The organism is Rhizobium sp. ARZ01, from assembly GCF_014851675.1.
Classification (GTDB): domain Bacteria; phylum Pseudomonadota; class Alphaproteobacteria; order Rhizobiales; family Rhizobiaceae; genus Mycoplana.
Map to the genome: position 1 here is coordinate 2645981 of NZ_JACVAE010000001.1, position 26779 is coordinate 2672759.

30 protein-coding genes and 1 pseudogene are annotated in these 26779 nt (G+C 62.3%); 15 read left to right on the forward strand and 16 right to left on the reverse strand.

The annotated features are described in order from the left end of the window. Positions 1 to 206: 206 nt before the first annotated feature. Complete coding sequence (locus tag IB238_RS12605) at positions 207 to 1016, reverse strand: class I SAM-dependent methyltransferase (RefSeq protein ID WP_192247748.1); 810 nt, start codon at positions 1014 to 1016, stop codon at positions 207 to 209. Positions 1017 to 1154: 138 nt separating this feature from the next. Beyond that, the gene (locus IB238_RS12610; protein WP_210333486.1) at positions 1155 to 2024 is read right to left on the reverse strand and encodes an alpha/beta hydrolase; all 870 of its coding nucleotides are present in this window, start codon (positions 2022 to 2024) and stop codon (positions 1155 to 1157) included. Positions 2025 to 2350: 326 nt separating this feature from the next. On the opposite strand from IB238_RS12610, the pseudogene IB238_RS24580 reads away from it, so the two are divergent. Continuing rightward, positions 2351 to 2567: pseudogene (locus IB238_RS24580) on the forward strand (1,4-butanediol diacrylate esterase); the annotation flags it as partial. Between the two features lie 53 nt (positions 2568 to 2620). On the opposite strand, the gene IB238_RS12615 reads toward IB238_RS24580, so the two are convergent. Together IB238_RS12615 and IB238_RS12620 are read right to left on the reverse strand one after the other, a co-directional pair. Further along, complete coding sequence (locus IB238_RS12615) at positions 2621 to 3298, reverse strand: peroxiredoxin-like family protein (RefSeq protein WP_192247754.1); 678 nt, start codon at positions 3296 to 3298, stop codon at positions 2621 to 2623. Between the two features lie 433 nt (positions 3299 to 3731). Next, positions 3732 to 3887: a hypothetical protein gene (locus IB238_RS12620; RefSeq protein WP_192246689.1), complete on the reverse strand. Its 156-nt coding sequence runs from the start codon at positions 3885 to 3887 to the stop codon at positions 3732 to 3734. A gap of 167 nt (positions 3888 to 4054) precedes the next feature. Here IB238_RS12620 and IB238_RS12625 point away from each other — a divergent pair, with 167 nt between their 5' ends. From IB238_RS12625 to IB238_RS12635, 3 genes are all read left to right on the forward strand, one after another. After that, positions 4055 to 5329, forward strand: a complete 1275-nt coding sequence (locus IB238_RS12625; RefSeq protein ID WP_192246691.1) for an MFS transporter — start codon at positions 4055 to 4057, stop codon at positions 5327 to 5329. After that, positions 5326 to 5514 carry a DUF1192 domain-containing protein gene (locus IB238_RS12630; RefSeq protein WP_192246693.1) on the forward strand — a complete coding sequence of 63 codons (189 nt, stop codon included), beginning with the start codon at positions 5326 to 5328 and terminating at the stop codon, positions 5512 to 5514. The genes IB238_RS12625 and IB238_RS12630 overlap by 4 nt, the downstream gene beginning before the upstream one ends. 325 nt (positions 5515 to 5839) lie before the next feature. After that, complete coding sequence (locus IB238_RS12635) at positions 5840 to 6358, forward strand: DUF1465 family protein (protein ID WP_192246695.1); 519 nt, start codon at positions 5840 to 5842, stop codon at positions 6356 to 6358. Between the two features lie 146 nt (positions 6359 to 6504). On the opposite strand, the gene rpmE is transcribed toward IB238_RS12635, so the two are convergent. Further along, positions 6505 to 6726, reverse strand: coding sequence for a 50S ribosomal protein L31 (gene rpmE / locus IB238_RS12640; protein WP_192246697.1), 222 nt, complete (start codon positions 6724 to 6726; stop codon positions 6505 to 6507). A gap of 194 nt (positions 6727 to 6920) precedes the next feature. On the opposite strand from rpmE, the gene IB238_RS12645 reads away from it, so the two are divergent. Then, a complete protein-coding gene (locus IB238_RS12645; RefSeq protein ID WP_192246699.1) occupies positions 6921 to 8732 on the forward strand; it encodes an ABC transporter transmembrane domain-containing protein in 1812 nt (603 codons plus the stop codon). 7 nt (positions 8733 to 8739) lie between these two features. Here IB238_RS12645 and IB238_RS12650 read toward each other — a convergent pair whose 3' ends face one another. The 7 genes from IB238_RS12650 to IB238_RS12680 form a co-directional block, all read right to left on the reverse strand. Continuing rightward, the gene (locus IB238_RS12650; RefSeq protein ID WP_192246701.1) at positions 8740 to 10383 is read right to left on the reverse strand and encodes an FAD-binding dehydrogenase; all 1644 of its coding nucleotides are present in this window, start codon (positions 10381 to 10383) and stop codon (positions 8740 to 8742) included. 204 nt (positions 10384 to 10587) lie between these two features. Further along, on the reverse strand, positions 10588 to 11619 hold the full coding sequence (locus tag IB238_RS12655) for a peptidoglycan -binding protein (RefSeq protein WP_192246703.1): 1032 nt from the start codon (positions 11617 to 11619) through the stop codon (positions 10588 to 10590). A 3-nt stretch (positions 11620 to 11622) separates the two neighbouring features. Further along, positions 11623 to 12711, reverse strand: a complete 1089-nt coding sequence (locus IB238_RS12660; RefSeq protein ID WP_192246705.1) for a MotA/TolQ/ExbB proton channel family protein — start codon at positions 12709 to 12711, stop codon at positions 11623 to 11625. 208 nt (positions 12712 to 12919) lie between these two features. Next, positions 12920 to 13720: an inositol monophosphatase family protein gene (locus IB238_RS12665; RefSeq protein ID WP_192246707.1), complete on the reverse strand. Its 801-nt coding sequence runs from the start codon at positions 13718 to 13720 to the stop codon at positions 12920 to 12922. Positions 13721 to 13790: 70 nt separating this feature from the next. Then, positions 13791 to 14354 (reverse strand): elongation factor P, encoded by a 564-nt coding sequence (efp, locus tag IB238_RS12670; RefSeq protein WP_192246709.1) that lies wholly within the window; start codon positions 14352 to 14354, stop codon positions 13791 to 13793. Positions 14355 to 14497: 143 nt separating this feature from the next. Beyond that, on the reverse strand, positions 14498 to 15844 hold the full coding sequence (locus tag IB238_RS12675) for a tetratricopeptide repeat protein (protein ID WP_192246712.1): 1347 nt from the start codon (positions 15842 to 15844) through the stop codon (positions 14498 to 14500). A 10-nt stretch (positions 15845 to 15854) separates the two neighbouring features. Then, positions 15855 to 16508 (reverse strand): thiamine phosphate synthase, encoded by a 654-nt coding sequence (locus IB238_RS12680; protein WP_192246714.1) that lies wholly within the window; start codon positions 16506 to 16508, stop codon positions 15855 to 15857. Positions 16509 to 16610: 102 nt separating this feature from the next. On the opposite strand from IB238_RS12680, the gene IB238_RS12685 reads away from it, so the two are divergent. Together IB238_RS12685 and IB238_RS12690 are read left to right on the forward strand one after the other, a co-directional pair. Further along, positions 16611 to 17381 (forward strand): sulfite exporter TauE/SafE family protein, encoded by a 771-nt coding sequence (locus IB238_RS12685; protein ID WP_192246716.1) that lies wholly within the window; start codon positions 16611 to 16613, stop codon positions 17379 to 17381. 79 nt (positions 17382 to 17460) lie between these two features. Further along, entirely contained in the window at positions 17461 to 17721 is a 261-nt protein-coding gene (locus tag IB238_RS12690) for a metalloregulator ArsR/SmtB family transcription factor (protein WP_192246718.1), read from the forward strand. Between the two features lie 186 nt (positions 17722 to 17907). On the opposite strand, the gene IB238_RS12695 is transcribed toward IB238_RS12690, so the two are convergent. Beyond that, positions 17908 to 18081 (reverse strand): DUF465 domain-containing protein, encoded by a 174-nt coding sequence (locus IB238_RS12695; protein WP_192246720.1) that lies wholly within the window; start codon positions 18079 to 18081, stop codon positions 17908 to 17910. 217 nt (positions 18082 to 18298) lie between these two features. On the opposite strand from IB238_RS12695, the gene IB238_RS12700 reads away from it, so the two are divergent. The 5 genes from IB238_RS12700 to IB238_RS12720 all read left to right on the forward strand — a co-directional run bounded on the left by IB238_RS12700 (position 18299) and on the right by IB238_RS12720 (position 21045). Next, entirely contained in the window at positions 18299 to 18502 is a 204-nt protein-coding gene (locus IB238_RS12700; protein ID WP_192246722.1) for a YdcH family protein, read from the forward strand. A gap of 49 nt (positions 18503 to 18551) precedes the next feature. Further along, positions 18552 to 19019, forward strand: a complete 468-nt coding sequence (gene purE, locus IB238_RS12705; RefSeq protein ID WP_192247757.1) for a 5-(carboxyamino)imidazole ribonucleotide mutase — start codon at positions 18552 to 18554, stop codon at positions 19017 to 19019. Further along, positions 19016 to 20071, forward strand: a complete 1056-nt coding sequence (locus IB238_RS12710) for a 5-(carboxyamino)imidazole ribonucleotide synthase (protein ID WP_192246724.1) — start codon at positions 19016 to 19018, stop codon at positions 20069 to 20071. Before purE ends, IB238_RS12710 begins: the two co-directional genes overlap by 4 nt. 186 nt (positions 20072 to 20257) lie before the next feature. Beyond that, entirely contained in the window at positions 20258 to 20383 is a 126-nt protein-coding gene (gene ykgO, locus IB238_RS12715; protein ID WP_034806120.1) for a type B 50S ribosomal protein L36, read from the forward strand. Positions 20384 to 20451: 68 nt separating this feature from the next. Continuing rightward, on the forward strand, positions 20452 to 21045 hold the full coding sequence (locus IB238_RS12720) for a hypothetical protein (protein ID WP_192246726.1): 594 nt from the start codon (positions 20452 to 20454) through the stop codon (positions 21043 to 21045). A 108-nt stretch (positions 21046 to 21153) separates the two neighbouring features. Here the strand turns inward: IB238_RS12720 and pyk are convergent, their stop codons facing one another. Further along, positions 21154 to 22593 (reverse strand): pyruvate kinase, encoded by a 1440-nt coding sequence (gene pyk, locus IB238_RS12725; protein WP_192246728.1) that lies wholly within the window; start codon positions 22591 to 22593, stop codon positions 21154 to 21156. Next, positions 22593 to 23015 carry a DUF1036 domain-containing protein gene (locus IB238_RS12730; RefSeq protein ID WP_192246730.1) on the reverse strand — a complete coding sequence of 141 codons (423 nt, stop codon included), beginning with the start codon at positions 23013 to 23015 and terminating at the stop codon, positions 22593 to 22595. Before IB238_RS12730 ends, pyk begins: the two co-directional genes overlap by 1 nt. A gap of 256 nt (positions 23016 to 23271) precedes the next feature. On the opposite strand from IB238_RS12730, the gene IB238_RS12735 reads away from it, so the two are divergent. From IB238_RS12735 to IB238_RS12745, 3 genes are all read left to right on the forward strand, one after another. Next, complete coding sequence (locus tag IB238_RS12735; RefSeq protein ID WP_192246732.1) at positions 23272 to 24072, forward strand: N-formylglutamate amidohydrolase; 801 nt, start codon at positions 23272 to 23274, stop codon at positions 24070 to 24072. Between the two features lie 74 nt (positions 24073 to 24146). Next, positions 24147 to 24452 (forward strand): DUF1244 domain-containing protein, encoded by a 306-nt coding sequence (locus IB238_RS12740; protein WP_192246734.1) that lies wholly within the window; start codon positions 24147 to 24149, stop codon positions 24450 to 24452. Between the two features lie 125 nt (positions 24453 to 24577). Beyond that, a complete protein-coding gene (locus tag IB238_RS12745; RefSeq protein ID WP_117370542.1) occupies positions 24578 to 24844 on the forward strand; it encodes a DUF2312 domain-containing protein in 267 nt (88 codons plus the stop codon). 78 nt (positions 24845 to 24922) lie between these two features. On the opposite strand, the gene IB238_RS12750 is transcribed toward IB238_RS12745, so the two are convergent. Next, positions 24923 to 26776: a DUF882 domain-containing protein gene (locus IB238_RS12750; RefSeq protein ID WP_192247761.1), complete on the reverse strand. Its 1854-nt coding sequence runs from the start codon at positions 26774 to 26776 to the stop codon at positions 24923 to 24925. Positions 26777 to 26779 lie beyond the last annotated feature (3 nt).

Here is a 26779-nt window from a genome sequence, read left to right on the forward strand (position 1 = left end):
AATGTCTAATGAGATTTCGGACCTCGTGACGGCAATGGGAATTGTGGTGGCAGCAACGAGGCAGCCCTCGTTCTGAAGTCCTCACCTTCCTCGGACCCATCGGTCCGGGCCTATCACAGGGCCAAACCTCATGGAGGGCCGCCGAAGGGTGGCCCTCTTTGATTCCTGTGGGACAGTCTGAACCATTTCGCCGACTCGACGGCGCGTCACGCTGTGGCCGGTAAGATGCCACGACATGCCCAAGCCACGGCAGAAAATGACCTCGGGCCGTCGCTCTCGCCCGCCTCGTAGGCGGCCCTTACGGCAGCGTCAACCAATGTCCGCCGCGCCCCGTCGAGTGCAGCAACGTACTTTCCGAGCGGACCTTCGCCGGCAGCGATAGGGTCCCAATAGTCTTCGAAAGACTGATATTCCATCCGGATCAGCAGTGAAGTTTCCTCCACGTCCGCGAGTCCGTGCGCGATGAAGCTGTGTTTCATTTCACCGGGCCGCATCATCGGCTGAAAGCAATACTGGCGTCGCAACAGTTGCGCCGTCTCGTCCAGCATTGCCAACGTATCCCACATCAGCCGCATGCCCGGCATGCCGCCAAAGTGATCCCATACGGTCGCAGCCACCACCCCGCCCGGCCGCACGACCCTGCACATCTCGGCAAGAGCCCTATCGGCCTCGGGCACGAAATGAAGAACAAGCAGCGCCATCGCCCGATCAAAGTACCGATCCGGGAATGGAAGCGCGCAGGCGTCTGCCTGCTGAACGGTGATCCGGGAATTCGTGTTGCGCCGTTTCGCCTCTTCGACGAAGACCGGCGAGTAGTCGACGGCTACGATCTCCTCGAGGTCCGCTGCCTTCGCAAGGGCAAACGTCAGGCTTCCTGTCCCGCAGCCAACATCAAGCACCCGCTCTCCGTCCGCCAACCCTGCAAAGTCAATCAGTAGCGGCGCGAGCTTCTTGCTCCAGCGCCCCATCAGCTTCTCATAGCCGTCCGCACTGTTGACGTTGAAACTCGACGGCATCGCAGTCTTGTCTCCAGCGAAGTTCAGATTGTAGGCCACGCCAGATACGTTGCCAAGCGACACGCGCTGGCTGCGGCTTCTATCGAAATCAAAGCAAAGCGCCGTGGCGAGACCATTTCCCGCCACGGCAATCCCCGGCTACCGGGCCAGGAATTCCACGAGCACCCGATCGAACTCAGTGCTCTCCTCCAGTTGCGGTGTGTGCGCGCTTCTTTCGAAGAGCCGCACCGTCAAGTCACGCGCAAAATCCCGATGGGCGTTCCATGTTTCTGCGGGGGCGACGAGATAGTCGAAGCGTCCGAGTGCCAGGAGCACCGGTGCACTGATCCCCGCCAGCAAGGCTTCCGTATCCAGATCGCGGAAGGTCTCGCCCCACAACCTGTCGAAGATCGGCATGTTGACGTGAACGCCCTCCCAGAGCGGTCGAGCATCGAACCGCGGATCGAACCAGCTCCGCGCGCCCAACCGGATGCACATGTGGATGAAGCGTCCCTGCGGATCTGCCGCGATATCTGCAGGCAATTGCGCCATGTCGGCATCGAAGATGCGCTTGCGTTCGGGCGCGGCCAGTTCCTGCCACAGTTGCTCGGCCACCGCCATGTGATGCGGCGCGTGGCTCGGCCCGGTTGCAACCGCAACCGTCCGCCCGACCCTCTCGGGGTAGGCGCGCGCATATTCGAGCGCCATGTAACCGTGGCCGGAGTGCCCGAGTATATCGACCCGATCCAGGCCGAGATAAGCCCGAAACCGATCGACATCTTGCACGATCCGAGACAGTTCGGCGTCTGCCGGAGTCACCTCACGGTGGCATCTGGCAAAGCCGCGGTGGTCGAAGAAGATCAGGCGAAAATGATCGCGCAGAGCGGCCGAAAAGGTTCGAGGATAGTAAACCGCGCTGCCAACCACGAGCAGCGGCGGACCTTGGCCCTCGATCCGATACTGCAGGTCGAAGCCGTCGACAGAAAAGGCACCGCGCTCCGCTTTGCCGGCGTCAAAAGAATTCATCATAGGATTACTCCATCTCTGCGCCTTGCGGCGCTTGTTCCGTTGCGATTGCATTTGAGAAGGACGCAACAAGGCGGCCGGTAAGCCGGCGTGTCGATGCACATCACTTCATCGATGAGCTTCGCTAACGGATCAGACGCATGAGATGGTCCCTAATCTGGCGCAGGCGCGGTCGCGCCCTCACTGCGTGTAGCATCAGGCGATAAACCTGTAAAGGTTGCCGAATAGCGGGCAGGTCATCTCAAACGTTGCCTCGGAAATCAGATGGACACACCAAAACTTGGGGCGGAAGAGTGACGAACGGGTTGCAGCCGCGTCAGCAAGTGAAGCTTCCGGACGTCATCCCTTCACTTTCGAACGACGCCAATTTCTTCCCCGGCCGGAAGAAGTCCTAGTGCTATACGTTCATGGTGAACAATGAGGATGCACCGGCCGGGCGCCCCGCTGGCGCTATCGACTGGGCCGGCCTCGCCAACAGCTTCTACTGGTCGATCGGAAGTGCGGCATCGGCGGCTCTGGGCAACGCAGATATTTCCCTTCGGTGATGGCCGAGACCACGGTGGGTACCCACGCGGTAGTGGTCAGGGGCTCTTTCGTTGTCACTGTGCGACTTGGGACGCTGCCGACATCAACTCCTCGGGGCTCAACGGCCGGCAAACATTCCGACCTTGGTCGTCGGCTTCCGTGAAGCTCCAGCGCACCACGCCATCGCGATCGAGCAGGAAATGACCGACAAGCTGCATGTGGCCGGACAAGCTCACCTGTTGATCGGCGCTTGTGAATTCGTAGCGGTCCTTCTCATTGAGAAAGTCACCTGCCGCGGGCGGGTTCATCGGTTCGGGCAATTCTGGCCGATCGACCCGCATTGCCGTGACTACGTCCATTCCGACCTTATGTGGCCAATCGGTCTCATCCTGTGTGAACTCGAGGATGGGCAGGCCGAAGGCGCGATTCGAAACCCGCTCCGGATCGGACGCAGCAAGAAGCTCGGGTATCGGCTGGTAACGAAAATAGAGTCGCGCGCGTTCGACCGGGGTGTTTACCACAGCCAGCGACTCGATACCTTTCTCGCGCAAGGTCGGAGTGAGCTGCGCCATCGCTGCGACATAGCGCCGGCAGAATGGACAGTGCAGGCCTCGAAACAAACCGATGAGAAGCGGGCTGCGGCCGCGGAAATCATCAAGAGCGATCTTCCCCTCACTTGAGATCGCATCAAGCACGAAATTCGGAGCGCGGTCACCCGGTCGTAGCGGACGGTCGACATAGTGCACAGTCATAGGCACCCCTCCTCGCTGCAGGGAGGTCAGGAAAAGCAGCAGCACAAGTCCTTGGATATCGGGCCTACGTTGGGCGGCATGCCCAGTTCCAGGGGCAAATCGTGCTCGGCCTTTCCGATGCTGCCGAGCTTGAGACTGAGCGTTGCAGTGCCTGACCTCTCGTCTTGGCACACTGGCTGGATCAGCCTGAGAATGAACCCACGTCGGACTATGAGCAAGCAGTAAAGATGGTTGACACGACGCTGTTCGCCGGCTGTCTCTTCTGCGATTTTGCGACGATGACGATGAGGGAAACTGTTAGTCCCCTGGCCATTTGCCCACGATAAGGGTTCGCCGACATCGTCCGGGCCTAGATCAACCGCGGCGTCATCGCCTGTCCGGCGAAATGGCGCGGCGGACTTCCTCGGATGGCCTTGATATTGCCACTGGTCTCTCAGGGGCGGATCAGCACTGTCAGCATCATCAGCGCGATTGCGCCGACGGCGATCTTCCAGAAGTCCCGGCGGCGGCGCAGGCCGGGCAGCCCGATCGGGCGCAGCAGATGGAGCGCCATGACAGCCAGGAGAAGGAGCGGAAGAACTTTCGACATGATCTGTTCCCTTTTGTCGCTTCCTGTCACAACGCGGACACTTTTCCAAGTCGTGGGTTGGCATTGCGACGGCGCGACGCTCAGACTTGATTCTTTTCAAGATTTGGCTTTGGAAGTCATGCGCTTGTCGGCATAGTCGTTCCGGTCGCAGGCTTCAGGGATATTCGATGCGAAAAAACCTTCTCTCCGTCTTCGCGCTTCTCCTCGGCACCCTGTTCCTCTTCCTCGGAAATGGCCTTCACGGCCTGCTGCTACCGGTACGTGGCGCCCTCGAGGGCTATGCGACCACACTTCTCGGCCTACTCGGCACATCCTGGGCGAGCGGCTTCGTCCTTGGCTGCCTGCTGGCGCCCAAGGTCGTCAAGCGAATCGGCCATGTACGGGCCTTTTCCGGCTTTGCCTCACTGATCGCCATCATCGCGCTTCTGACCGGCATCCTCGTCGATCCGATCTGGTGGGTGGCGCTGCGCGCCGTCACCGGCTTCTCGATCGCCGGCACCTCGATGATCATTGAGAGTTGGCTGAACGAGCGGGCGACGAATGAAAGCCGCGGCGCGATCTTCTCGCTCTACATCGCCATCACCCTGTTCGGCGTCGTCGGCGGCCAGATGATGGTGCCACTCGGCGATATCGGAACCCCCATCCTCTTCATGGTCGCGGGCATCCTATATTGCCTGGCCATGTTGCCGACGACACTCTCGACGGCCGCCTCCCCCCAACCCCTGAAGCAAGTCCGGCTCGACATTCCCGCCCTGTTTCGCACCTCGCCGGTGGCCTGTGTCGGTATCGTGCTGATCGGGATCGCCAATGGCGCCTTCGGCACGCTCGGTGCCGTCTTTGGCGCCGAAGCCGGACTGACCGCAAGCACGATCGCGCTGATGATGAGCGTCACCATCTTTGCCGGCGCCGTCATGCAGTTGCCGGCCGGCCGAGTGTCCGACCGGGTCGACCGCCGCTACGTGCTGGCCGCGCTCTCAGCCGTCGCAGCCGTCTCCGGGCTTTTCATGTTCCTGCTGCAGCCCGCCTCGGTCACTCCGCTTTTGATCGTCATCGCCCTTTATGGCGCAGCGGCGAATGCTCTCTACCCGATCGCCGTCAGCCATGCGAACGACTTCGCAAGCCCGGAAGACTTCGTCAAAGTCTCCGGCGGCCTGCTGCTGCTTTACGGCATCGGCACGATCATCGGCCCGACGCTCGGCGGCCCTGTCATGTCGACGACCGGCCCGTATGCCCTCTTCCTCGTAACCTTTGCCGCGCACCTTTTGATCACGCTCTACGCGATTTTCCGCAGCCGCCGCCGCGCCGCCCTTCCCGCCAGCGCGCGCGAGGCCTATACAAATCCCGGCACGCTGACGACGCCGGAAAGCCTGCGCCTCTCCCCGCGCGCGAGCCATAACGGTCACGATACGGGTTCGCACCCGACGACGGAGGATGGAAGATGAGCATCTCTGACGACGACAGGCCGATCAGAAAGGTGGCACACGAGATCGGCTGCGATCTGTCGCTGCTTTCGGTGGACGAACTGGCAAGCCGCATCACGCTCCTGAAAGAAGAGATCGCACGCTTGGAGGAGGAAAAGACCCGAAAAGGCGCCAGCCGCTCGGCGGCAGAGAGTCTGTTTCGTTAAGAATTCTGCTTCGGCTGAAGCAATTGACACGAGTTCGGCGATACAGTTAACCGGCCATTAAGCGTCATCAGCTATTAATCGCATATCCGGACTTTTCCGGATTCAGACATTTTCGCCGCTTGGGGAATGGGTCTGATTTTCTCCCTGTTTTACCTTGAGAGCCGCTATCCGCGGCTCTTTTTTTGTCTCCTATCCACCCGCCTCACGGTGTTGTACAGAATTGTGGAGATTAACCTTTCCTTAAGATCGTTCTTGCGCGGAATGGGCTATCAGATCATTCTGCCTGCACGAGAATTGTGATCGCGTTAAACAGGAAAATGGGGCCATGTCGGAAAGAGGATTGAACACCGTCAGCTTCGCTGGCCACGTCGCAACGTCGTCGCAGTTCAAGAACCTCTACGCAGAGGGCATGGGACTGGTCGAGGAGACGGCGAGCTATCTAGACGGCCAGGGCCGCCAGGCCGCCAAGGTCCTGCCGCGCATGGCCTCCGTCCTCTACGCCGCCGAATCGATGCGCCTGACGACCCGGCTGATGCAGATGGCCTCCTGGCTGCTGCTGCAGCGCGCCGTCAACAATGGCGAGATGACGCGCGACCAGGTGCTTTCGGAAAAGAGCAAGGTGCGCCTCGACGGCTTCAACGTCGATCGTGCAGCCCCCGGCTGGAACGAGCTGCCGGAATCCTTCCGCGACCTCATCGAACGCTCGCTGCGCCTGCAGAACCGCGTCGCCCTGCTCGACCGCGAAATGTATCGCCCGCAGGATGTCCAGACCTTCGTGCCGGACAATCAGAATAGCGTCCAAGCACAGATCAACTTGCTGCAGACAGCCTTTGGCAACAACTGAAGGTACATTTCGGCGCACACATCATGACCCGGCCCCCAGGCCGGGTTTTTTGTTGCTAAGCACGTCTCGGTAATTTCTGATTCACTTGCAGGCAACAAAAAAGCCCGGGACAGCCCGGGCTTCGAAAATCGCGACAGCGGATCGGCTTAGAGGCCGAGGCCTTCGAAGCGCTTCTTGAACTTGGAAACGCGGCCGGCGCGGTCCATGAGCTGCTGGTTGCCGCCGGTCCAGGCCGGGTGCGACTTCGGGTCGATTTCGAGGTTCATGACCGCGCCTTCCGAACCCCAGGTCGAACGGGTCTCGTACTCGGTACCGTCGGTCATGACGACCTTGATGGTGTGGTAGTCGGGATGGATATCAGCCTTCATGACAATCTTCCTGCATGTTCCGGAGACCATTTGTCGCAATCGGTTGCGGCAACCGGGTCAAAGACGTAAATGAAGCCGCGACCGATTAGGCCAGCGGCTTCCCAATTCGATGGCGAGCCTATACATGAAGGCCGGCGGGATAACAAGAGCCGAAAGATAATTCGTGCCGCAACGTACCGGAAAATGAGGTAGACGTGAGCAAAAAGACCCAAGCCGGCGCGGAGCGCAAGACCGAACGCAAGTCCCTCCGGCCGCTTGCAGCGCTTCTCCCCTATCTTGCCCGCTATCGCGGCCTCGTCGCCGGCGCGCTCGTCGCGCTCGTCGCAGCAGCGGTCACGACGCTGGCGCTCCCGATGGCCGTGCGCCGCATGATCGACCACGGCTTTTCCGAGTCCGACGCCGGCTTCATCGATACCTATTTCATGATGCTTGCGGCGCTGGCAATCCTCCTCGCCCTTGCCAGTGCGTTCCGCTATTTCTTCGTCATCACGCTCGGAGAGCGGATCGTCTCGGATCTGCGCCGCGAAGTGTTCGACCACGTGACCCGCCTGTCCCCGGCGTTCTTTGACCAGAACCAGTCCGGCGAGATCGTCTCGCGGCTGACGGCGGATACGACGCAAATTAAATCCGCCGTCGGAGCGACGGCGTCGGTTGCGCTGCGCAACCTGATCCTGTGTCTCGGCGCCATCGTGATGATGATCTATACGAGCCCCAAGCTCTCGAGCCTCGTCCTTGCAGCGATCCCGATCATTGTCTTCCCCCTCGTCGCCTTCGGTCGCTCGGTGCGTCGCCGCTCACGGCAGGCGCAGGACACGCTTGCCTCCGCCTCCGCCTATGCCGGCGAGGCGATCGGAGCAGCGCGCACCGTTCAGGCCTTTAATGCCGAACAATCCGCACGCGACCGTTTCGGCAACGCCGTGGAAGCCGCCTTCTGCGCGGCCCGCTCTGCGATCCTCGCCCGCTCGCTGCTGACCGGCTTTGCCATCGCCATGGTGTTTGGCAGTGTCGTGGCGGTCCTGTGGTTCGGCGCGCAGGACGTGCTTTCCGGCCACATCTCGGCCGGCACGCTCGGCCAGTTCCTACTCTACTCGGTCTTTGCCGCAGGCAGCCTCGGCTCGCTCTCGGAAGTCTGGGGCGAGCTGTCGCAGGCAGCAGGCGCTGCGGAGCGCCTGACGGAGCTCCTGGACGAGAAGCCGGCGATCACAGCACCCGCGCACCCGGTTGCCCTCCCCGTGCCAGCCCGCGGCGCGCTCGACTTTTCCGACGTTCATTTCGCCTATCCCTCGCGCCCCGGCTATCGCAGCCTCAATGGCCTGACGTTCTCCATCAAGCCCGGCGAGACGGTCGCCGTCGTCGGCCCCTCCGGCGCCGGCAAGAGCACGATCCTGTCGCTGATCCTACGCTTCTACGATCCGGTCAGCGGCGTAGTGAAGCTGGATGGCGTCGATCTCTGCGCGGCCGATCCGGAAGAAATCCGCAGCCGCATCGCCATCGTGCCGCAGGACGTGACGATCTTCGCCTCCACCGTCGCTGACAACATCGCCTTCGGCATGCCGGGCGCATCGCCCGAGAAAGTACGCGCCGCCGCAAAGGCTGCACAGGCGGAAGAGTTCATCAACCGACTGGACAACGGCTTTGACACCATGGTCGGCGAGCGCGGCATCACGCTTTCAGGCGGCCAGCGGCAGCGCATCGCGATCGCGCGGGCGATCCTGAAGGACGCCCCGCTGCTTCTGCTCGACGAAGCGACGTCGGCGCTCGACGCCGAAAGCGAGAAGCTCGTGCAGAAGGCGCTGGACGGGCTGATGGGCCATCGCACCACAATCGTCATCGCCCACCGGCTCGCGACCGTGCTGAAAGCCGATCGCATCCTGGTCATGGATCACGGCCGCATCGTCGAGGAAGGCACGCACCAGTCGCTCATCCGCCAGGGTGGGCTCTATGCCAAGCTTGCGCGGCTGCAGTTCGACCACGGTGCGGAGGAGTTTTCCGCTGCCGGGCAGTAGCTAGCCTCTAGGCACAGGCGCTGCGGCCGGCGACACGCCCGGAAAAGATGCAGCCGCCGAGGAAGGTTCCCTCGAGCGCGTTGTAGCCGTGCAGCCCGCCGCCGCCGAAACCTGCCACCTCACCGGCGGCATAGAGACCCGGCACCGGCTTGCCTGAGGTTTCCAGCACGCGCGCAGACAGATCGGTCTGCAAGCCGCCGAGCGTCTTGCGCGTCAAAAGGTTGAGGCGCACGGCGATCAGCGGTCCCGCCTTCGGGTCGAGGATGCGGTGTGGCTTGGCGGTACGCATCAGCCGATCGCCGAGATAGCCGCGCGCTCCGCGAATGGCCGTCACCTGCGCGTCCTTGGAGAAGGCGTTCTCCACCTCCCGGTCACGCGCCTCGATCTGGGCGCGAATGTGGGCTGCGTCGAGCCGCGCTTCTCCCGTGAGCCCGTTCATGGCCGCCACCAGATCATCGAGGTTGTCGCGGACGACGAAATCCTCGCCCTTGTCCATGAACGATTGCACCGGGCCGGGCGGGTTCTTGCCGAGCCGCTTCAGGAGCAGGCGGATATTCTTGCCGGTCAGATCCGGGTTTTGTTCCGAGCCTGACAGCGCGAACTCCTTCTTGATGATCGCCTTCGTCAGGATGAACCAGCTGTAGTCGTGTCCCGTCGCCTTGATCGCCTTCAGCGTCCCGAGCGTGTCGAAGCCCGGCATGGCGGGCGCAGCAAAACGGTTGCCATCCGCATCGAACCAGAGCGAAGACGGCCCCGGAAGAATGCGGATGCCGTGGTTCGGCCAGATGGGATCCCAGTTGCGCAAGCCTTCGGCGTAATGCCACATGCGGTCGCTGTTGATGACCGAGCCGTTGGCCTCCTGGGCAATCGCAAGCATCCGTCCGTCGACATGATGCGGCACGCCACTGACCATCGTGGTCGGCGGCACGCCAAGCCGCTCCACCGGCCAGTTCCGTCGCACCAGTTCATGGTTGCCGCCGATCCCGCCTGATGTCACGACGACGGCATCCGCCGAGATGGAAAAGGAACCAACAGCCTCCCGCGAACTCTTCTGGCCGCGCTCGACGGGATCCGCCGTAAGGACGGACCCCTCCGCTCCGACGACGGCGCCGTTCTTCGTCATGAGCCGGTCGACCTGATGGCGAAAGCGGAAGGAAAGCCGACCCTTGGCCTCCGCCTCCCGCACCCGGCGGATGAAGGGTGCAAGCACCGCGGGTCCGGTTCCCCAGGTCACGTGGAACCGCGGAACGGAATTGCCATGCCCGGATGCAAGGCTGCCGCCGCGTTCCGCCCAGCCGACCACAGGAAACCAGCGCATGCCCTGCGCATGCAGCCAGGCGCGCTTTTCACCGGCAGCGAAATCGAGATAGGCCTCCGCCCAAAGCCGCGGCCAATGGTCCTCAGGGCGATCGAATTGGGCCGACCCGTGCCAATCCTGGTGAGCAAGCTCGCGGCTGTCGCGAATACGCATGCGCCTCTGTTCGGGACTGTCTACGAAGAACAGCCCGCCCAGCGACCAGAACGCCTGCCCGCCGAGGTTCTGCTCTCCCTCCTGATCGACAACCGTTACCCGCAGGCCCCGTTCCACCGCCTCCGCCGCGGCAACGAGGCCTGCCAGCCCCGCGCCGATCACCAGCACATCGCAATCCATCCATGCCCTCCCAAGCACTTCCCCAGCGTGAAGTTACGCATACGTCAGCGTAAGGGCAATGCGGAAATACGGTGCTGGCGGAATCACATCGGTGCCCGCTTGTCCCGCCCAAGGGAGTCATGGTTCGTTTTCAGATGGCGTTGGCCGCACAAAGAAATGTGTGCGGCCGAAAGAACAACTGGCCCCCGCAGCCCAGCCGCCTTGTTACTTCTCCGTCAGCTTCAGCTCGATGCGCCTGTTCGTGGCGCGGGCCTGGTCGCTGTCGCTCGGGGTCAGTGGCTGGAATTCGCCGAAGCCGGCGGCGACGAGGCGATCGGCGGGTACGCCTTGCGAAATCAGAAACTTGACGACGGATGTCGCACGCGCCGAGGAGAGCTCCCAGTTATCAGCATATCGCCCCGTTCCCGAAAGGGGAACGTTGTCGGTGTGGCCGTCGACCCGCAGCACCCAGTTGATCTCCGGCGGGATCTCCTTGGCGAGATCAAGCAGTGCGGTCGCAAGCTTGGCCATTTCCGTCTGGCCATCGGGGTTCAGTTCGCTGCTGCCGGAGGGAAAGAGTACTTCCGACTGGAACACGAAGCGGTCGCCGACAATTCGGATGTTTTCACGGTCCGACAGGATTTCCCGCAGGCGTCCGAAGAAGTCGGACCGATAGCGGTTCAGTTCCTGAACGCGCTGGGCAAGCGCGACGTTGAGACGCCGACCGAGATCGGTGATCTTGGCCTGCGATGCCTGGTCTTTGGCTTCAGAGGCTTGCAGCGCGCCTTCGACCGCGGCGATCTGGCTTCGAAGGGCCGCAATTTGCTGGTTGAGCAGCTCGATCTGGCTCATCGCGCGGGCGCTCACCTGCTTCTCTGCGTCAAGCGATTCGTTGAGAGAGGAAATCTGTGTGTTGGCGGCTTCCGAGGCGCCGGCACCCTGGGTCAGCATTTGCTGCAACCGCGACCGCTCTCCCTCCGACTCGGCAAGCGAGGCCTGAAGGTTGACCAGCGTATCCTCGAGATCCTGCTTGCCGCTCTTCTCCAGCGCCAGAAGCTGTGTCAGCTCGTTGACCTGACTCGTCAGTCGATCGAGCACCTCGTCCTTGCCAGTGATCTCACGGCTCAGGAAAAATTGCGCGAGCACGAAGACGCAAAGCAGGAACATGATCGCGAGCAGCAGCGTCGAAAGCGCATCGACGAAGCCCGGCCAGTAGTCGACGACCCGGTGCGAACGACGGTTGCGTGCAAGCGCCATGGGTCACTCGCCCCCGGCCTGGTCGTTCAGGCGCTCTTTGTCATGCCCCCTGTCGGAAGACCGTTCGCCCTTGAGATCGCTTGTCCGCGCCGCCAGCCGGTCGAGCGTACGGCGCAGGGCCTTGGCCTCGTCCTGTTGCGCCTCGATCCAGTCGCGCAGCATCTGCTGTTCGCTGCGCATGTTCTTGACGAGCCCCTGAATACCTTCCGCAAGGCTCGCCATGGCTGCCGTAGAGCGGCTGTGCCCACCATCCTGAGCAAGCTTCAGGATCTGGTCGGCGAGTGCCTTGACATCCGCCGCGTCGCCGCTGTCTACCGCCAGAACCGGTGAAAGCTCCGAGGAAACGTCCGTAACGGACGACAGCCAGTTTTCAAGCTCCATGTAAAAGCGGTTCTGCGCGCGCCCGGCCTGGAGATCTAGGAAGCCGAGAATCAACGAGCCGGAGAGACCGAACAGCGAGGTAGAAAAGGCGGTCCCCATGCCGGAAAGCGGCGCGGACAATCCGTCTTTCAGGGCGGTAAGCACGTCGTTTGCCGTTCCGGCACCGGCGTCGAGCGACTGGATGACGGTGTTGATCGAGCCGATCGTGCCGAGCAGCCCCCAGAAGGTGCCGAGCAGGCCGAGGAAGACCAGCAAACCGATGAGATAGCGCGAGGTGTCGCGCGATTCATCCAGGCGAGTCGCGATCGAATCAAGGATCGAGCGCAGTGCTGTCGTCGAGATCGCGACCGAATGATGCTTGCCGATCAGCGCACGCATCGGCGCAAGCAGGACGGGATCGCGACCGACCTTCTCGGCGCTGCCGGCGGCACGGAACGAGTTGAACCAACGCACCTCCGGCCGGAGCGAAAGCACATGACTGAAAACGAGCAGGATGCCGATCAGCAAAACGCCGATTATCAGGCCGTTGAGGCCGGGGTTGCTGACAAAGGCGGAATGTGCCTGACGAAACAGAATTGCCGCCACGAAACCGACGATGATCAGGAAGATCACCATGGTCCAGAAGAACGGCATCGGACTCGACAGTTTGTGGGGATAGTCTTCCCCGATCTCGGCCGGCCCCTCCCAACCCGACAGCGCCAGCTTTGCCATAATCCCCGCATCTCCTGCTTCACGACGATGAAAGCCTAGAGGAAGATTGCGCCGAATTGAAGAGGTTGCCCGTCACCTTACGCTGCACAGTGCACAGCAATCCTCGGCGCAGCGGTTTCCGCCGCCCGAGGCCACCCGGGCGGCGCCGCACGCCAACGGCACCGCAAATGCTATAACGCACCGCCCGCTGGGGGCGGTCGATCTTGCCCTATCGCGTCGGGACCGGACGGTGCAGGACTTCGGAAAGCGCCCTGTGGATGTGCTCGTTGCCGGCCACGACGGTGCCCGTTTCGAGCATGGCGTTGCCGCCATTGAGATCGCTGACGAAGCCACCGGCCTCGCGGATCAGGAGAATTCCAGCTGCGATGTCCCATGCCGAAAGGTCGCGCTCCCAGAAGCCGTCGAAGCGGCCGGCGGCGACAAAGGCGAGATCGAGGGCAGCAGCTCCCATCCGTCGGATACCAGCTGCTTCGCCCATGGTGTGACGCAGCTCGACCAGGAACTTGCCGTGATTGCCGCGCCCCAGGTGCGGCACACCGCAGCCGATCACGCAGTCCGACAGCTCCTTGCGCGCAGCCACGCGCAGGCGACGGTCGTTGAGGAAGGCGCCGCCGCCCTTTTCAGCGGTATAAAGCTCGTCGGTCGCCGGATTGAGCACGACGGCAGCGACGATCTCGCCATTGCGTTCCAGCGCGATCGACGAGGCGAAGCAGGGAATACCGTGCAGGAAGTTGGTCGTACCGTCGAGCGGGTCCACGATCCAGCGGTGCGCGCCGTCGGTACCCTTGATCTCCTCGCTCTCTTCGCCAAGGAAACCATAAGTCGGCCGCGCCTTGAGGAGCTCCTCGCGGATCAGCTTCTCGGCCTTGCGGTCCGCCTGGGAAACATAGTCGCCCGGCCCCTTCAGCGAGACCTGCAGGTTCTGCACCTCGCCAAAATCACGGGCGAGTGACTTGCCGGCCTTGAAGGCGGCTTGAACCATCACGTTGAGAAGAGCTGAGCGAGCCATCGGGGCTTGTCCTTGTCAGATGTCCGGCGGGCAACCACGTCTCGGTTGCCTCGACCGGCGGATATCGGTGTCAATCGGCGCGGCGAAGATAGGTGATTTCGTTGGTATCGACGAGAACGCGTTCGCCCGCCTCGATGAAAGGCGGAACGAGCACACGTACGCCGTTTTCCAGGATGGCCGGCTTGTAGGACGACGCCGCCGTCTGTCCCTTCACCACCGGATCGGCTTCAGCGACCGCAAGTACCACCTGGTCGGGCAATGAGACGCCGATCGGCTTGTCGTCGTAGAGCTGGACCGTGACCATCATCCCGTCCTGCAGGAAGGCGGCGCGGTCGCCGACGAATTCCTTCTGCAGTTCGAGCTGGTCATAGGTGTCGACATCCATGAAGACGAGCCCCTCGCCCTGCTCGAACAGGAACTGGAAGTCCTTCTTCTCGAGTTCGACGCGCTCGACTGTCTCCGACGAGCGGAACCGCTCGTTGAGCTTGGTGCCGTCGATCAGGTTCTTCAACTCGACCTGGTTGAAGGCCCCGCCCTTGCCGGGCTTGACGGTGTTGCACTTTACCGCCGCCCATAGACCGCCATTGTGTTCGATCAAATTGCCCGGCTTGATTTCGCTGCCGCTGATTTTCATGAGAGTTCCGTAGAGAGTTTTCCGGCTCCGCGCAATCGACAGGATCGGGAACCGGAATGAGCGGCCTCAAGACCACAAATCCCTTCAAAGTTCAAGTCTAGCAAGAGGTGTCCAGCCATTCGCCGGGCGCAGGGCTCTGCTGGTCAGTGCCGGCGGAACTTGTTGGCGGCAGCGATAGCCGCCTTCTGCTGCTCGTCGGTCAGGCCGAGATAAAAGTCCTCCAGCCCATCGTCGTTCAGTCCGGCGCGGCGCGACAGGACGAACCACTTCCCCGCCTCGATGGGGTCCGATTTTGTTCCGAGCGCATTGATGTAGAGATAGGCCAGCCGGTTCTGCGCCACGACGTTGCCCGCGTCTGCCGCCCGCTTCAGCCAGTTGAAGCCCGCCTCATAGTCCTTTTCGCCGGCAACGCCGTTGACGAGCCAGATGCCAAGATCGAGCTGGGCGGTGTCATATCCGGCACGTGCTGCACGTAGCAGCCATTCGCGCGCGCGCTTCATCTTCTCCGGCGGCAAGCCCTCGAGATTGGTGTAGATCTGCGACAGAGCATATTGCGCATCCGCAATACCCTGCTCGGCCGCCTTCTCATAGTAGGGTATCGCGGCGCGAAGCCCCTTCTCGCCGGGCGTGTCGGCGACGAGGATCTGGCCGTAGTTGAACTGTGCCGAAGGGTTTCCGGCGTCCGCCGCCTTCTTCATGTATTCGTCGGCCTTCTTGCGGTCACGCGGAACGCTCCGCCCCTCGATCAACAACAGCGCATACTTGAACATGCCTGCCGGGTCACCGCCTTTTGCCGCCTCCCCGTACCAGAAAGTCGCCTCCTTGCGGTCGCGCTTGACGCCGAGTCCCTGGTCGAAAAGCTGGGCCACCAAAGTCTGGGCGGCGGCATCGCCGGCCTGCGCACGCGGCAGAGCGAGTTCCATCGCGGTCAGATAGAAGCCGCGCTGGTAGGCGCCATAGGCTTCATCCACCTTGCCGGTATAAGCCTTTTCCGAAGGCAGATCAGGCAGGGGAGCCCCCATACGATCGAGAACGGTCAGCCCCTCCGAAGGCGCCTGCAAACCCTTCTCCTTGCCCGCATCATTTGCGCCCTTGGCGGAGATGCGGTTCGCCGAACTGGCACCATCGACCGGCGCAAGGAGACGGGATGTGCGTTCATCGGGAGCCGGCTCGTCGAGAGCATCAGCGTTGTCATCACCGCCCATCGGTGGCGCGGAAGCCTTCGGAGCCTCGACAGGCGCTGATCCGGTCTGAGGCGTGACGCCGGGCGGGGTGGCCGGCGCCGCCTTGTCGGCTTCACCGCTGGTGGCGTTTGCCTTATCGGCGTCCGATGCGCTGGCCTTGCCGTTCTCGGCTGCGCCGGCCGGCAGTTGCTGGGTAACGTTCTGCTTCGGCGCTTCCTCCGCGTGCGCCAGCGGCACACCGGCGCAAAGCGCGCAGCACAGAAATGTAGACAGCCGCAACGGCCAAAGATCGGAAGCCCTCGTCATGCGTTCGCCTTTAATCCTCGAACCGTGGCGCTTTTTCGTCAAGCAGCGCATTGACTGTGGCGACCACCTGCGCGGCATTCTGGGGTTCGGCAAACACAGCCTGGCAAAGCGCGACAAACTCGGCTCCAGTTTCCGCCACGGCGAGCGCGGATTGCGGATCGGTGCCGCCCATGACCACGCACGGAACCTCCACCATGGACGCCCACCATTCGGCCAGCGCGAGGTTTTTCGGATGCGCCTCTGGCTTGATGTCGCCGCCGACCTTGCCGAAGAAGATATAGTCCGGTGCAAGGTCGCCCATTCCCAGCGCCCCATGTCGGTCCTTGGCGTTTCCGCCGCCGACAATGAGCTTCGGCGAATGTTTCTCCATCGCCTCCGCCAACGCATCGAAACCGCCGGCAATATGAATGCCGTCGGCCTTGGCGCGTCCGGCGACACGCGTGTCCCCTTCGATCAGGGCTGCGGCACCGGCTTTCTGGACCACCGGCACCAGCGCTTCGGCATGCTTCTGGAAGAGGCCATCCTCAAGCCCGTATTGGGGCAGCACCACCGATGCGACGTCCCCGCCGCGCAGCGCATCTTCCAGCATCGTCTGGCGCGCGGCGATGTCATTGCCCTCAGGCAAGATCAACATGAGGCGGCAGCGGTTCTCGGTTCCAGTCATCGAACTTCCATTTCGTCTGAATTCTCTGCGGAAGGCGTGGGCCCACTCGCAATGTCCTGCCAAAGCCGATAGACCGGTTGCACAAACGGATCAATCGCCCGCATGTCCATCGACCCCAGCATCTACTTCGCCGCTGTCCCCGCCGTCATCCTAGTAGGGCTCACCAAGGGCGGGTTGGGCGAGGCGCTGGCGCTGATGGGCGTGCCCATCCTTGCCATGGCGGTTCCCCCCGTGCAAGCCGCCGCGATACTGTTGCCGATTCTCGTGGCAAGCGATGTGGTCTCGCTCTGGATCTGGCGCAAGCACAACGACCGGCGCACGCTTCAATTCCTGTTGCCCGGCGGCATCCTCGGCATCGCGCTCGGCTGGGCGACCTCGGCCTATGTTCAGCGCGACGCGCTGCGCCTGATCATCGGCGCAATCACCATCTTCTTCGCGCTACGTTACTTCTACATCCAATGGCGCATCCGGCGCGGCATCGTCGCTGCCCCGAAGCACCAGCGGGTCGGCCCGGCAGCCTTTTTCGGCACGCTTGCCGGGTACGGCAGCTTCGTCGCCCATGCCGGCGGCGCGCCGTTTCAGGTCTACGCCCTGCCGCTGAAGCTCCCGCCGCGCGACTATACCGGGGCGGCGGTGCGCTACTTCGCCATCCTGAACGCGGTCAAGCTCGCCCCTTATTTCGCACTGGGACAACTCGACACGACCAACCTGACGATCTCCGCAACGCTTGCCCCCCTCGCCATGGCGGCCACCGCAATCGGCGGCTATCTGGTCAAGCGTATGAAGCCCGAAGTGTTCTACCCGTTCATGTATACGATGGCGCTCATGGCCGGCCTTAAGCTTGCCTATGACGGGATTGCGTCACTGGTGTAGGCCGGGTGCACCGCCCACATTTCATGCGGCAGCGCACAAAACGCTTGTCGTTCGTTCCGCCATGCCGTAGCTTTTTTCCATGGTGACCCCGGATCCTTTCGCTGCGATTGCCGACCCGAACCGCCGGTTTTTGCTGGAGGAATTGCGGCGCGCGCCGAAGACGGTCAACGAGCTGTCGCAGGGTTTGCCGATCAGCCGCCCTGCCGTTTCACAACACCTGAAGGCCCTCCTGGATTGCAATCTCGTCAGCGTGACCTCCAAGGGCACGCGCCGTGTCTACGCGATCAATTCGGCAGGGTTCAACCGGCTCAATTTCTGGCTCGATCAATTTTGGAGCTGAGCAGTCCGACACAACCCAACTGCCCTCAGCCAACATCAGCCACATCAAACAAAATATCCCGGTGGCCTCGCGGCAACCGGGACATAAAGTTGGCTTTGGAAGCCTTTCAGCTCGCCTTTGTCATGTCTTACCACGACGGGGCGCGGCACCCCAATTCAACTGCTCTTTGGAAAAACTCCTGTCCAATCAATTCGTTGACGAGCGCAGTCTCTCGATCTCGTCCTTGATGCGCAGCTTCCGTCGCTTGATGTCGGCGATAATCTCGTCCTCCGAAGACGGGCGGGTCATCGCTTCGTGAAGCTCTTCTTCAAGGGCGAAGTGCTTCTTTTCAAGCGTGGCAAGGTGAGCCTCAATCGACATGTGACAGTTCCTTCCATTTGTTCGCACCCGGACGCTTTCGCGTCTGGTGTCCAGGCTGCAACAGGCGGAGTTTGCCATGCCATTTTTCATTTGTCGAAGGTGAAAACGTCGCGGAGTATAACTTCCCGTAGACCCTCATTTCGTGATAGGAGCAGCGTTCTTACTGAATGCGAATGGCGGACATAGCGCGCCATCGTTAGGGATGGGGAATGAAAGCATGGCAGACCAGGAACAGGCGGAACTGCGATTGGCAATGGCCCGGCTGCGCCAGGAACACGAGGATTACGACGCTGCCATCAATGCCATGATCCAGGTAGGCTGCGACGCCTTGCGAGTGCAGCGCATGAAGAAGAAGAAGCTCGTGATCAAGGACCGGATCTCCAAGATCGAGGACCAGATCATTCCCGATATCATCGCCTGAAACGGAAAGCGCAGTGAAGACACCGCAAACGCCCCCCGTCGCCATTGTCATGGGTAGCCAATCCGACTGGGAGACGATGAAGAACGCCGCCGATACGCTGGATGCACTGGAAGTGGACTACGAGGCGCGAATCGTCTCCGCCCACCGCACCCCGGATCGGCTGTACCAATTTGCCAAGAACGCTCGCTCGGAGGGTTTCAAGGTCATCATCGCAGGCGCCGGTGGCGCTGCGCATCTGCCGGGCATGATCGCCGCAATGACGTCGCTGCCGGTCTTCGGCGTCCCCGTCCAGTCCAAGGCTCTTTCCGGCCAGGACAGCCTGCTTTCGATCGTGCAGATGCCAGCCGGCATCCCAGTTGGCACGCTCGCCATCGGCAAGGCGGGCGCCGTCAACGCCGCTCTGCTTGCGACAGCCGTCCTCGCCCTCTCCGATCCGGAACTCGCGCTTCGGCTCGACGAATGGCGTGAGAACCAGAGCGCATCGGTGGCCGACTACCCGGTGGATGGCCCGCTATGAGCGTCGGTACGATCGGAATCATCGGCGGCGGACAGCTTGGCCGCATGCTTGCCATCGCGGCCGCACGACTGGGCATCCGCACCATCATTCTTGAGCCGCAGGCCGATTGCCCGGCGGCGCAAGTGGCCAATGCCCAGATCGTCGCGGCCTATGACGATCCGGCTGCGCTCGAGGAGCTGGCGGAGCGCTGCGACGTCGTCACTTACGAATTTGAAAACGTCCCGGTTGTCGCCGCCGAGCGACTGGTGCAGTCGGTGCCGGTGTTCCCTCCGCCCAAGGCGCTGGAGGTTTCGCAGGACCGCTTAGTGGAAAAGCAGTTCCTCAACGAATGCGGGATCGCGACCGCCCCGTTTGCCGCCGTCGACAGCCAGGCGGATCTGGAAACAGGGCTGGACTCTTTCGGAGGCATTGGCGTCGTGAAGACCCGGCGTCTGGGCTATGACGGCAAGGGTCAACGGATGTTCCGTTCGCCGGTCGAAGACAGGAGCGGCGCTTTCGAAGCGCTCGGTTCCGTGCCGCTCATCCTTGAGGGATTGATCGCCTTCGAACGGGAGATCTCGATCATTGCCGCCCGCGCGCAGGACGGGACGATCGTTTGTTACGACCCGGCCGAGAACGTCCATCGCGACGGTATATTGCACACCTCCACGGTGCCGGCCGCCATCCACGAGGCGACTGCGGATCAGGCAAGGCGGGCCGCGCGCGCCATTCTCGACCGACTGGGTTACGCCGGCGTCATCGGCGTCGAGTTCTTCGTGCTCGGCGACGGCCAACTGGTGGCAAACGAAATGGCGCCGCGGGTGCACAATTCCGGTCACTGGACGGAAGCAGCCTGCGTCATCTCGCAGTTCGAACAGCACATGCGCGCCGTTGCAGGCCTGCCGCTCGGCGACGGCCGCCGCCATTCAGACTGCGTAATGCAGAACCTGATTGGCGATGACATTGCAAACGTACCGGCCTGGCTCAAGACACCGGATGTGCTCGTGCACCTCTACGGCAAGAGTGAGTCGCGCCCCGGCCGCAAGATGGGCCATGTGACGGAACTGCGCTGAGAAATACGCTACGGCGCGCCGTGGAAATCGCGGGGCGCGGACGCCAAAACGCCCGCCAAACGGTTGACAGGAACCGGATGAGCAGTTACACGAACGCCAACCTGAGAGCGCGCCCTAAATGGCGCGTTTTTAATTGACAAGATTTCGGGCGGATTCTTTTCGTCCCCAGCATCGCGGATCAAAGAAATGAAGATCAAGAATTCGCTCAAGTCGCTCAAGACCCGTCATCGCGAAAACCGTCTGGTTCGCCGCAAGGGCCGCATCTACATCATCAACAAGTCGAACCCGCGCTTCAAGGCCCGCCAGGGTTGAGCGCAGGCTTTTCTGCCTGTCGAAAGATAGCAGTTTGCTTTCAAGCGCATGCGGTTTAGCATAACCGCATGCGCTTTTTCGTTTTCTACGCCATCTTGTCGATGCTTGTGCCCAGCACGGCCTTCGCCCAGGATTCGCAAGCCGTCGCAACGCCAGAGAACCAACCGGTTTTCACGACCCCTGCGGAGCGGCTGAACACGCTTTTTGCCGAATTGAAGCACGAAGGTGACCCGGACAAGGCAAAGCTGATCTCCGACAGCATAAGGGCGGAGTGGCGCGATTCCGGCAGCGCTACAGTCAACCTGCTGATGCAGCAGGCAGACAAGGCGATGGCGGACAACAAGGACACCGCCGCATTCGACTATCTTGACGAAGTCATCCAGCTTTCCCCGGGCTATGTCGAAGGCTGGAACCAGCGCGCCACACTGCACTACAAGCTCGGCAACTACCGGAAGTCGATGTCTGACATCAACCGCGTGCTTGCCATCGAACCGCGCCATTTCGGCGCCATCGCGGGCATGGCGATGATTCTCACGAGCTATGGCCGCGACGAGCTGGCGCTCGAGGCCTGGGAGCGTTTTCTGGACATCTACCCCTCCGAGCGAAGGGCACAGAAAGCGCTGGGCGACATCGCCGAGAAGCTGGCGGGAAGCCGCACCTGAGTCGCAGTGTGAAGGTCTCGCAACATATTGCGTAATGGTGCGGGGCCGGAAAAATCGAATGGCGGGCCTAAGCCCGCCTAGCAAAAAATCATCACAGAGCGACCCTGCTTAGACGCCGCTGGCGCCGTCCGAGCCAATATAGGCAATACGCAGCATGTTTGTTGCGCCGGGCGTTCCCAGCGGGACGCCCGCGGATATGATGATGCGGTCGCCCGGCTTGCCGAAGCCTTCCGACACGGTGACACGGCAGGCGCGATTGACCATGTCGTCGAGATCGGTGGCGTCGCCGGTGACGACGCAATGCAGGCCCCAGACGACGGAAAGGCGGCGCGCCGTCTCGATGATCGGCGACAGAGCCAGAACGGGCACTTCGGGCCGCTCACGGGCAGCACGCAAGCCGGTGGTGCCGGACGAGGTGTAGCAGATGATGGCCGACAGGTTCAGCGTTTCGGCGATCTGTCGCGCGGCGAGTGAGATCGCATCCGCGCCCGTCGCCTCCGGCGGGGTGCGCTGGGCGTTGATGATGCCCGGATAGTGCGGATCGCGCTCGACCTTGCTCGCGATGGACGCCATGGTCGAGACCGCTTCGACAGGATACTCGCCCGACGCGGATTCGGCAGACAGCATGATGGCGTCGGCGCCTTCAAACACGGCCGTCGCGACGTCGGACACCTCCGCACGGGTCGGCACCGGCGAGGAGATCATCGATTCCAGCATCTGCGTGGCAACGACCACCGGCTTGCCGGCGCGCCGGCAGGCACGGGTCAACTGCTTCTGCAGGCCGGGCACAGCCTCCAGCGGCATTTCCACGCCGAGGTCACCGCGGGCGACCATCAGCGCATCGGACAGCTCGATGATCTCGTCGATGCGTTCGATGGCCTGCGGCTTTTCGATCTTCGACATGAGGCCCACACGACCCCGCGCGACCTTGCGCACCTCGGCCAAGTCCTCCGGCCGCTGGATGAAGGAGAGCGCCACCCAGTCGACGCTGCCGGTCGACAGAACCGCATCGAGGTCCGCCCGGTCCTTCTCGGTCAGGGCACCGACAGGCAACAGCGTATCGGGCAGGCTGACGCCCTTGCGGTCGGAGATTTTCGTACCGGCGATCACCGTGCAGACGATCTTCTTGCCGTCCGTCTGCTCGGCCCGCAGATGCAGCTTGCCGTCGTCGATCAGCAGGCGATGGCCCGGCTTGACGGCCTGGAGGATTTCCGGATGCGGCAGGAAGACCCGCTTGCTATCGCCAAGCTCCTCGTTGCTGTCGAGCGTGAAGGTCTGGCCTGCGACGAGATCGGCCTTGCCGTCCTTGAACTTACCGACGCGCAGCTTCGGGCCCTGGAGATCTGCGAGAATGCCGATAGGACGGCCGCAACGCGCTTCCACGGAGCGAATGCGGCTGATCAGTGTGCGCATCAGGTCGTGGCTGGCATGGCTCATGTTGATGCGGAAAAGATCTGCCCCGGCCTCATGCAGCTTCTGGATCATCTCTTCCTCGGCGGAAGCCGGTCCGAGCGTCGCGAGGATCTTTACTCTTCTATTCCGCTTCATCAATTCTGGCTTTCTTGCGTCCCTGGTGTATCGGAGAGCTGGACCATCCAGCTTCCCTGACGGCCGGTGTCGTACTCCTTGAATCCCATCCGCTGGAAGCCGCGGGCGAAACAATCGTCAACGCCGGTGATCTTGAATTCGTTCTCGGCGACGCACATGTTGACCTCACCGGTCCAGCGGCCGCCGCGCGCGGCATCCTCGGCATAAAGGTAGTAGTAGCGCGACTGCAGCTCGCCTTCGATCAGCGTGGCGCAAGTCGTTGCCGGAACCTGCCACCAGCCTTCCGTGATCCAGCCCTCCGAGGCGCGATAGCCGATCGCGACGCCGACGAGGTTCTGGGTGCCGTTGCACACGCGGAAGTCTGCCCGAGCGGAGCCGGGCGCTGCCAGTGAAAAAAAGGCAGCGGCGGCTAGAAGGCCCAAAAAGGAAAGGCCGGATCCCAGGCGAAGGGGATGGGGGCGAGCTTGAATTGACACGGCTTCCAATGGAACTCCGTTGATTTGGTCACGCGCTTTCTTGCGACGGCGGAGAACGAATGTCAACGCAACTCTAATCGATTACACCGCCCCGAACCCCGTCCTCCCCTGCTCCCGGTAGCGTTGTGGCGCGCGGCGTCTTGCGATTGCCTGGCCGGCATGCCATCAAACCAGGAACATTCCACGCGCCCCGCGAGTTTGCATGCAGCCCGAGCAGCCGCACGACAGCCCCTTTGAAATCATCGCCGGCGATTCGAGCATCGGCCTCGTCCTCCTCGCTGATCATGCGACAAATCGCTTGCCGGTGAAATACGGGCGGCTTGGTCTGCCGGAAAGCGCGTTTGCCCGTCACATCTCCTACGACATCGGCATCGAGGAGCTGACACGTCAGCTCGCCGCCCACCTTGGCGTGCCTGCAGTGATGAGCAGGTTCTCGCGCCTGCTGATTGATCCCAATCGCGGCGAGGACGACCCGACGCTCATCATGAGGATCTCCGACGGGGCAATCATTCCCGGCAACCATCCGATATCGGAAGATGAATGGCAGCATAGACTGGAGGCCTATCATCGTCCCTATCACAGCGCGGTGTCGCAGGTGATCGGGAACGTGGCCGCTGCGTCGGGTAAGGCACCTCTCGTCATCTCGCTGCATTCGTTCACGCCAGCTTGGAAGGGAGTGCCGCGCCCGTGGCACATAACCGTGCTTTGGGACAGCGACCACCGCGCGGTACACCCGCTGCTTTCCGCCCTCGGCGGGATTCCCGGTGTCGCCACCGCCGACAACGAGCCCTATGACGGGGCGTTGCGCGGCGACACGATGTACCGGCATTGCATGACCGCAGGCATCCCGCATGCGCTGATCGAGGTGCGGCAGGACGAGATCGCAGACGGGGCCGGCATCGCGCTATGGGCTTCTCGGCTTGCCCCGATCCTTTCCGACTTGAACGCCGACGACCGCCTGCACACCTATCAGACATTCGCATCCCGCACCGGACCTTACTGACCGGAACGAGAGCGCACATTAGACCGGTCCGACTTGCGTCTCGATACGCATCGCGTGCCGGAGAGGAGACGACAATGATGGAACTGAGCGATGAACAGCGCACGGCCTTCGAGGCTGCGGCCTTCCGGCGGCTGGTCGCACATCTGCGCGAGCGCAGCGACGTGCAGAACATCGACCTGATGAACCTCGCCGGCTTCTGCCGCAACTGCCTTTCCAACTGGTATCGAGATGCCGCAAACGAGGCCGGCGTGGCCATGGACAAGGAACAGTCGCGGGAAATCGTCTACGGAATGCCCTACGACACCTGGCGCACGCTGCATCAGAAGGAAGCCAGCGCCGACCAGATGGCGGCCTTCGAAATCAACAAGCCGAAGGAATAGTGGGGGAAACTGGTATAAGCGGCAAAAATCACTGTCCCACGTCCCGCGGGTCTTGATCTCGCCCGAACTTCGCGGCAGATCACAGCCACCTATTTAAATTTCATTCCCCCAACGAGGAGAAGACTATGTCCGATGCTCACGGCGTCGCCCGCGACCAGCTTCGTGCCTTCATCGAGCGGATCGAGCGCCTGGAAGAAGAAAAGAAGACGATCGCCGACGATATCAAGGATGTCTACGGCGAAGCCAAGGGTACCGGCTTCGACACCAAGATCCTGCGCAAGGTCATCCAGATCCGCAAGCAGGACAAGGACGAGCGCATGGAACAGGAAGCAATCCTGGACACCTATCTCCAGGCACTCGGCATGATCGATCTGCCGCCGGACGCCGAGTAAGGCACAACAAATTCTACTAACGAAAAACCCGCGAAACCAAGTTTCGCGGGTTTTCTTTTGACTGCCGACGCCAAATGGTCAGTTCGTTTCGGAGAACTTGCGCACTTCCATGAAATTGACGGCGTTCCCGCTGAAACGACCCGGATCGATCGCAGCCGATTCCTGCTGGAAACCGGCCATGTAGACGGTCGTCGGAGCCGCCCGCAGCGTACGGCTAACGAACCGCGGCGCCTTGACCGGCTTCGACAGCGTCTCGACGCGTCCCTGCGCCAGTGCCCACTGCGAGATAATATTGTCGTTCAGCTTGGGCTCGGTGCGGATGGCACCGCGTGCGGCCGCTTCGGCGTCTTTCTTCTTCGGACGACCGCCCTTGGTGGGAACGTCGCTCGGCTGGACGTCGAATGCGGTCAACCCATTCTGCGAACGGTTCGCGCTGGCGGGGTGCGGTACGAGTGCTGCAAGCTCGACAGGCTCGTCTTCAACCATTTCTTCGCTTGGGTCAGCGAGTGCCACCCTTGTCGCGGCCTCGGCGGAGAGGCCATCCTCACGCTCTGCTTCGGCAACCGCAGCTATGCTGGCAGCCCCTTGCTGATCCGGAATGCCGACATCTGCCGCGGCAACGGCCAGGAGCGCCGCGTCATCACCGGGACGAGAGCCAGGAACCGGGACAAGGCCAAAATCTGCTTCTTCGAGCGCACCGGCGGAAGCCGTCATCAAGCCCTCGTCAGCTTCACCGGGGAGCTGGCGCTTACCCAGAAGCGCCGGCACGGGGATCTTGTAGCCGCCAAGATCGGCGAACTGATTGTTCTGCTGTTCGCCCGCCGGCGAAAGCGCCGCGTCGAGTGCAGCAGTATTGTTCGCGGCCGGGGAAACAAGGGCCAGCTCGGTTGCGCCCGGTGCGCCGTTCTCCTTGAAGGCAGGGCGGACCAGCGGTACTGGCGCGTTCAGCTCGGCAATCTCCGTTTCCGTGATCACCGGTCTTGCTTCAGGTGTCACGTCGCTCGGCTGGCTGGCGGCAACACCGGGCAGCTCGCCGGCTTCCTCGCTTGCCGAGGCGCGCGCGGCAGGCTTGGCCTCTTCCAGCGGTTCGGCGCTGGCGATTGCAGTGGGTTCTTCGTCCTCGTCGCCGCCTCCGCCAAAGAGAGCCGCCAGGAAGTTCCTCTTCTTGCCGGAACCTGCCTGGTCGGGCGATCCGCCGCCCGCAACCTGCACCACATCGGCACCGACGCGACGCTTGTAGTCGGCGACCGCCTGCTGGAAGCCAGGCAGCGGCTTGCCGTCCGAAGGCACGTGCATGGTCTTGCCGTCCGGGAACAGGCCTACGAGTTCCTGCCGGCTCATGCGCGGCCAGGCACGGACGCTGCCGACGTCCATGTGAACGAAGGGCGAACCGGAATTAGGGTAGTAGCCGACACCGCCTACCTGGAACTTCATGCCGATCTCGCGCACTTTCTTCAGCTTCACGTCGGGAATGTAGAAGTCCATCGCCTTGCCGAGCATGTGCTGGCTCTTCTTCGCAACACCCTTGGAGCGCGAGCGCAGCATCGAGTTGGTGGCCGGTGAACGGTAGGCGGAGACGACGTTGATATAACCGCGCGAACCACTCTTCTGGTAGACTTCCCAGACGAGATCGAAAAGGCGCGGGTCCATCTTCGTCGGCTCGTTGCGGCGCCAGTCACGAAGGAAACGGTTCAGCTGCTGGAGGCCCTTCTGATCATAGCGACCGTTGCGCTTGAAGGTGATCTCCGCCTTTTCATTGGTGTGGACGTAATAGAGTTTCAGCGAACGCGTTCCGGAGGCAGCATCTGTCGCGGAGGGAACCATGGCGGGGACGACGAGCGAAACGGTCATCGCAGCGATGGTCAAAATCCTGGGGGCCTTCGCGAGCGCCGCTTTGCACATGGCAAGAGCGCTGGCTCCCCGGAGCGTCATCGA

What these genes read in the sequence shown, in the direction of transcription:
- IB238_RS12605 (WP_192247748.1), bottom strand. Translation starts at nt 1,016, where the DNA reads ATGCCGTCGAGTTTCAACGTCAACAGTGCGGACGGCTATGAGAAGCTG.
- IB238_RS12685 (WP_192246716.1), top strand. Translation starts at nt 16,611, where the DNA reads ATGTCCATCGACCCCAGCATCTACTTCGCCGCTGTCCCCGCCGTCATC.
- IB238_RS12615 (WP_192247754.1), bottom strand. Translation starts at nt 3,298, where the DNA reads ATGACTGTGCACTATGTCGACCGTCCGCTACGACCGGGTGACCGCGCT.
- rpmE (WP_192246697.1), bottom strand. Translation starts at nt 6,726, where the DNA reads ATGAAGGCTGATATCCATCCCGACTACCACACCATCAAGGTCGTCATG.
- IB238_RS12625 (WP_192246691.1), top strand. Translation starts at nt 4,055, where the DNA reads ATGCGAAAAAACCTTCTCTCCGTCTTCGCGCTTCTCCTCGGCACCCTG.
- IB238_RS12660 (WP_192246705.1), bottom strand. Translation starts at nt 12,711, where the DNA reads ATGGCAAAGCTGGCGCTGTCGGGTTGGGAGGGGCCGGCCGAGATCGGG.
- ykgO (WP_034806120.1), top strand. Translation starts at nt 20,258, where the DNA reads ATGAAGATCAAGAATTCGCTCAAGTCGCTCAAGACCCGTCATCGCGAA.
- pyk (WP_192246728.1), bottom strand. Translation starts at nt 22,593, where the DNA reads ATGAAGCGGAATAGAAGAGTAAAGATCCTCGCGACGCTCGGACCGGCT.
- IB238_RS12680 (WP_192246714.1), bottom strand. Translation starts at nt 16,508, where the DNA reads ATGACTGGAACCGAGAACCGCTGCCGCCTCATGTTGATCTTGCCTGAG.
- IB238_RS12675 (WP_192246712.1), bottom strand. Translation starts at nt 15,844, where the DNA reads ATGACGAGGGCTTCCGATCTTTGGCCGTTGCGGCTGTCTACATTTCTG.
- IB238_RS12630 (WP_192246693.1), top strand. Translation starts at nt 5,326, where the DNA reads ATGAGCATCTCTGACGACGACAGGCCGATCAGAAAGGTGGCACACGAG.
- IB238_RS12635 (WP_192246695.1), top strand. Translation starts at nt 5,840, where the DNA reads ATGTCGGAAAGAGGATTGAACACCGTCAGCTTCGCTGGCCACGTCGCA.
- IB238_RS12700 (WP_192246722.1), top strand. Translation starts at nt 18,299, where the DNA reads ATGGCAGACCAGGAACAGGCGGAACTGCGATTGGCAATGGCCCGGCTG.
- IB238_RS12740 (WP_192246734.1), top strand. Translation starts at nt 24,147, where the DNA reads ATGATGGAACTGAGCGATGAACAGCGCACGGCCTTCGAGGCTGCGGCC.
- IB238_RS12620 (WP_192246689.1), bottom strand. Translation starts at nt 3,887, where the DNA reads ATGTCGAAAGTTCTTCCGCTCCTTCTCCTGGCTGTCATGGCGCTCCAT.
- IB238_RS12720 (WP_192246726.1), top strand. Translation starts at nt 20,452, where the DNA reads ATGCGCTTTTTCGTTTTCTACGCCATCTTGTCGATGCTTGTGCCCAGC.
- IB238_RS12695 (WP_192246720.1), bottom strand. Translation starts at nt 18,081, where the DNA reads ATGTCGATTGAGGCTCACCTTGCCACGCTTGAAAAGAAGCACTTCGCC.
- IB238_RS12745 (WP_117370542.1), top strand. Translation starts at nt 24,578, where the DNA reads ATGTCCGATGCTCACGGCGTCGCCCGCGACCAGCTTCGTGCCTTCATC.
- IB238_RS12655 (WP_192246703.1), bottom strand. Translation starts at nt 11,619, where the DNA reads ATGGCGCTTGCACGCAACCGTCGTTCGCACCGGGTCGTCGACTACTGG.
- IB238_RS12735 (WP_192246732.1), top strand. Translation starts at nt 23,272, where the DNA reads ATGCAGCCCGAGCAGCCGCACGACAGCCCCTTTGAAATCATCGCCGGC.
- IB238_RS12665 (WP_192246707.1), bottom strand. Translation starts at nt 13,720, where the DNA reads ATGGCTCGCTCAGCTCTTCTCAACGTGATGGTTCAAGCCGCCTTCAAG.
- purE (WP_192247757.1), top strand. Translation starts at nt 18,552, where the DNA reads ATGGGTAGCCAATCCGACTGGGAGACGATGAAGAACGCCGCCGATACG.
- IB238_RS12710 (WP_192246724.1), top strand. Translation starts at nt 19,016, where the DNA reads ATGAGCGTCGGTACGATCGGAATCATCGGCGGCGGACAGCTTGGCCGC.
- IB238_RS12690 (WP_192246718.1), top strand. Translation starts at nt 17,461, where the DNA reads ATGGTGACCCCGGATCCTTTCGCTGCGATTGCCGACCCGAACCGCCGG.
- IB238_RS12650 (WP_192246701.1), bottom strand. Translation starts at nt 10,383, where the DNA reads ATGGATTGCGATGTGCTGGTGATCGGCGCGGGGCTGGCAGGCCTCGTT.
- IB238_RS12750 (WP_192247761.1), bottom strand. Translation starts at nt 26,776, where the DNA reads ATGACGCTCCGGGGAGCCAGCGCTCTTGCCATGTGCAAAGCGGCGCTC.
- efp (WP_192246709.1), bottom strand. Translation starts at nt 14,354, where the DNA reads ATGAAAATCAGCGGCAGCGAAATCAAGCCGGGCAATTTGATCGAACAC.
- IB238_RS12610 (WP_210333486.1), bottom strand. Translation starts at nt 2,024, where the DNA reads ATGATGAATTCTTTTGACGCCGGCAAAGCGGAGCGCGGTGCCTTTTCT.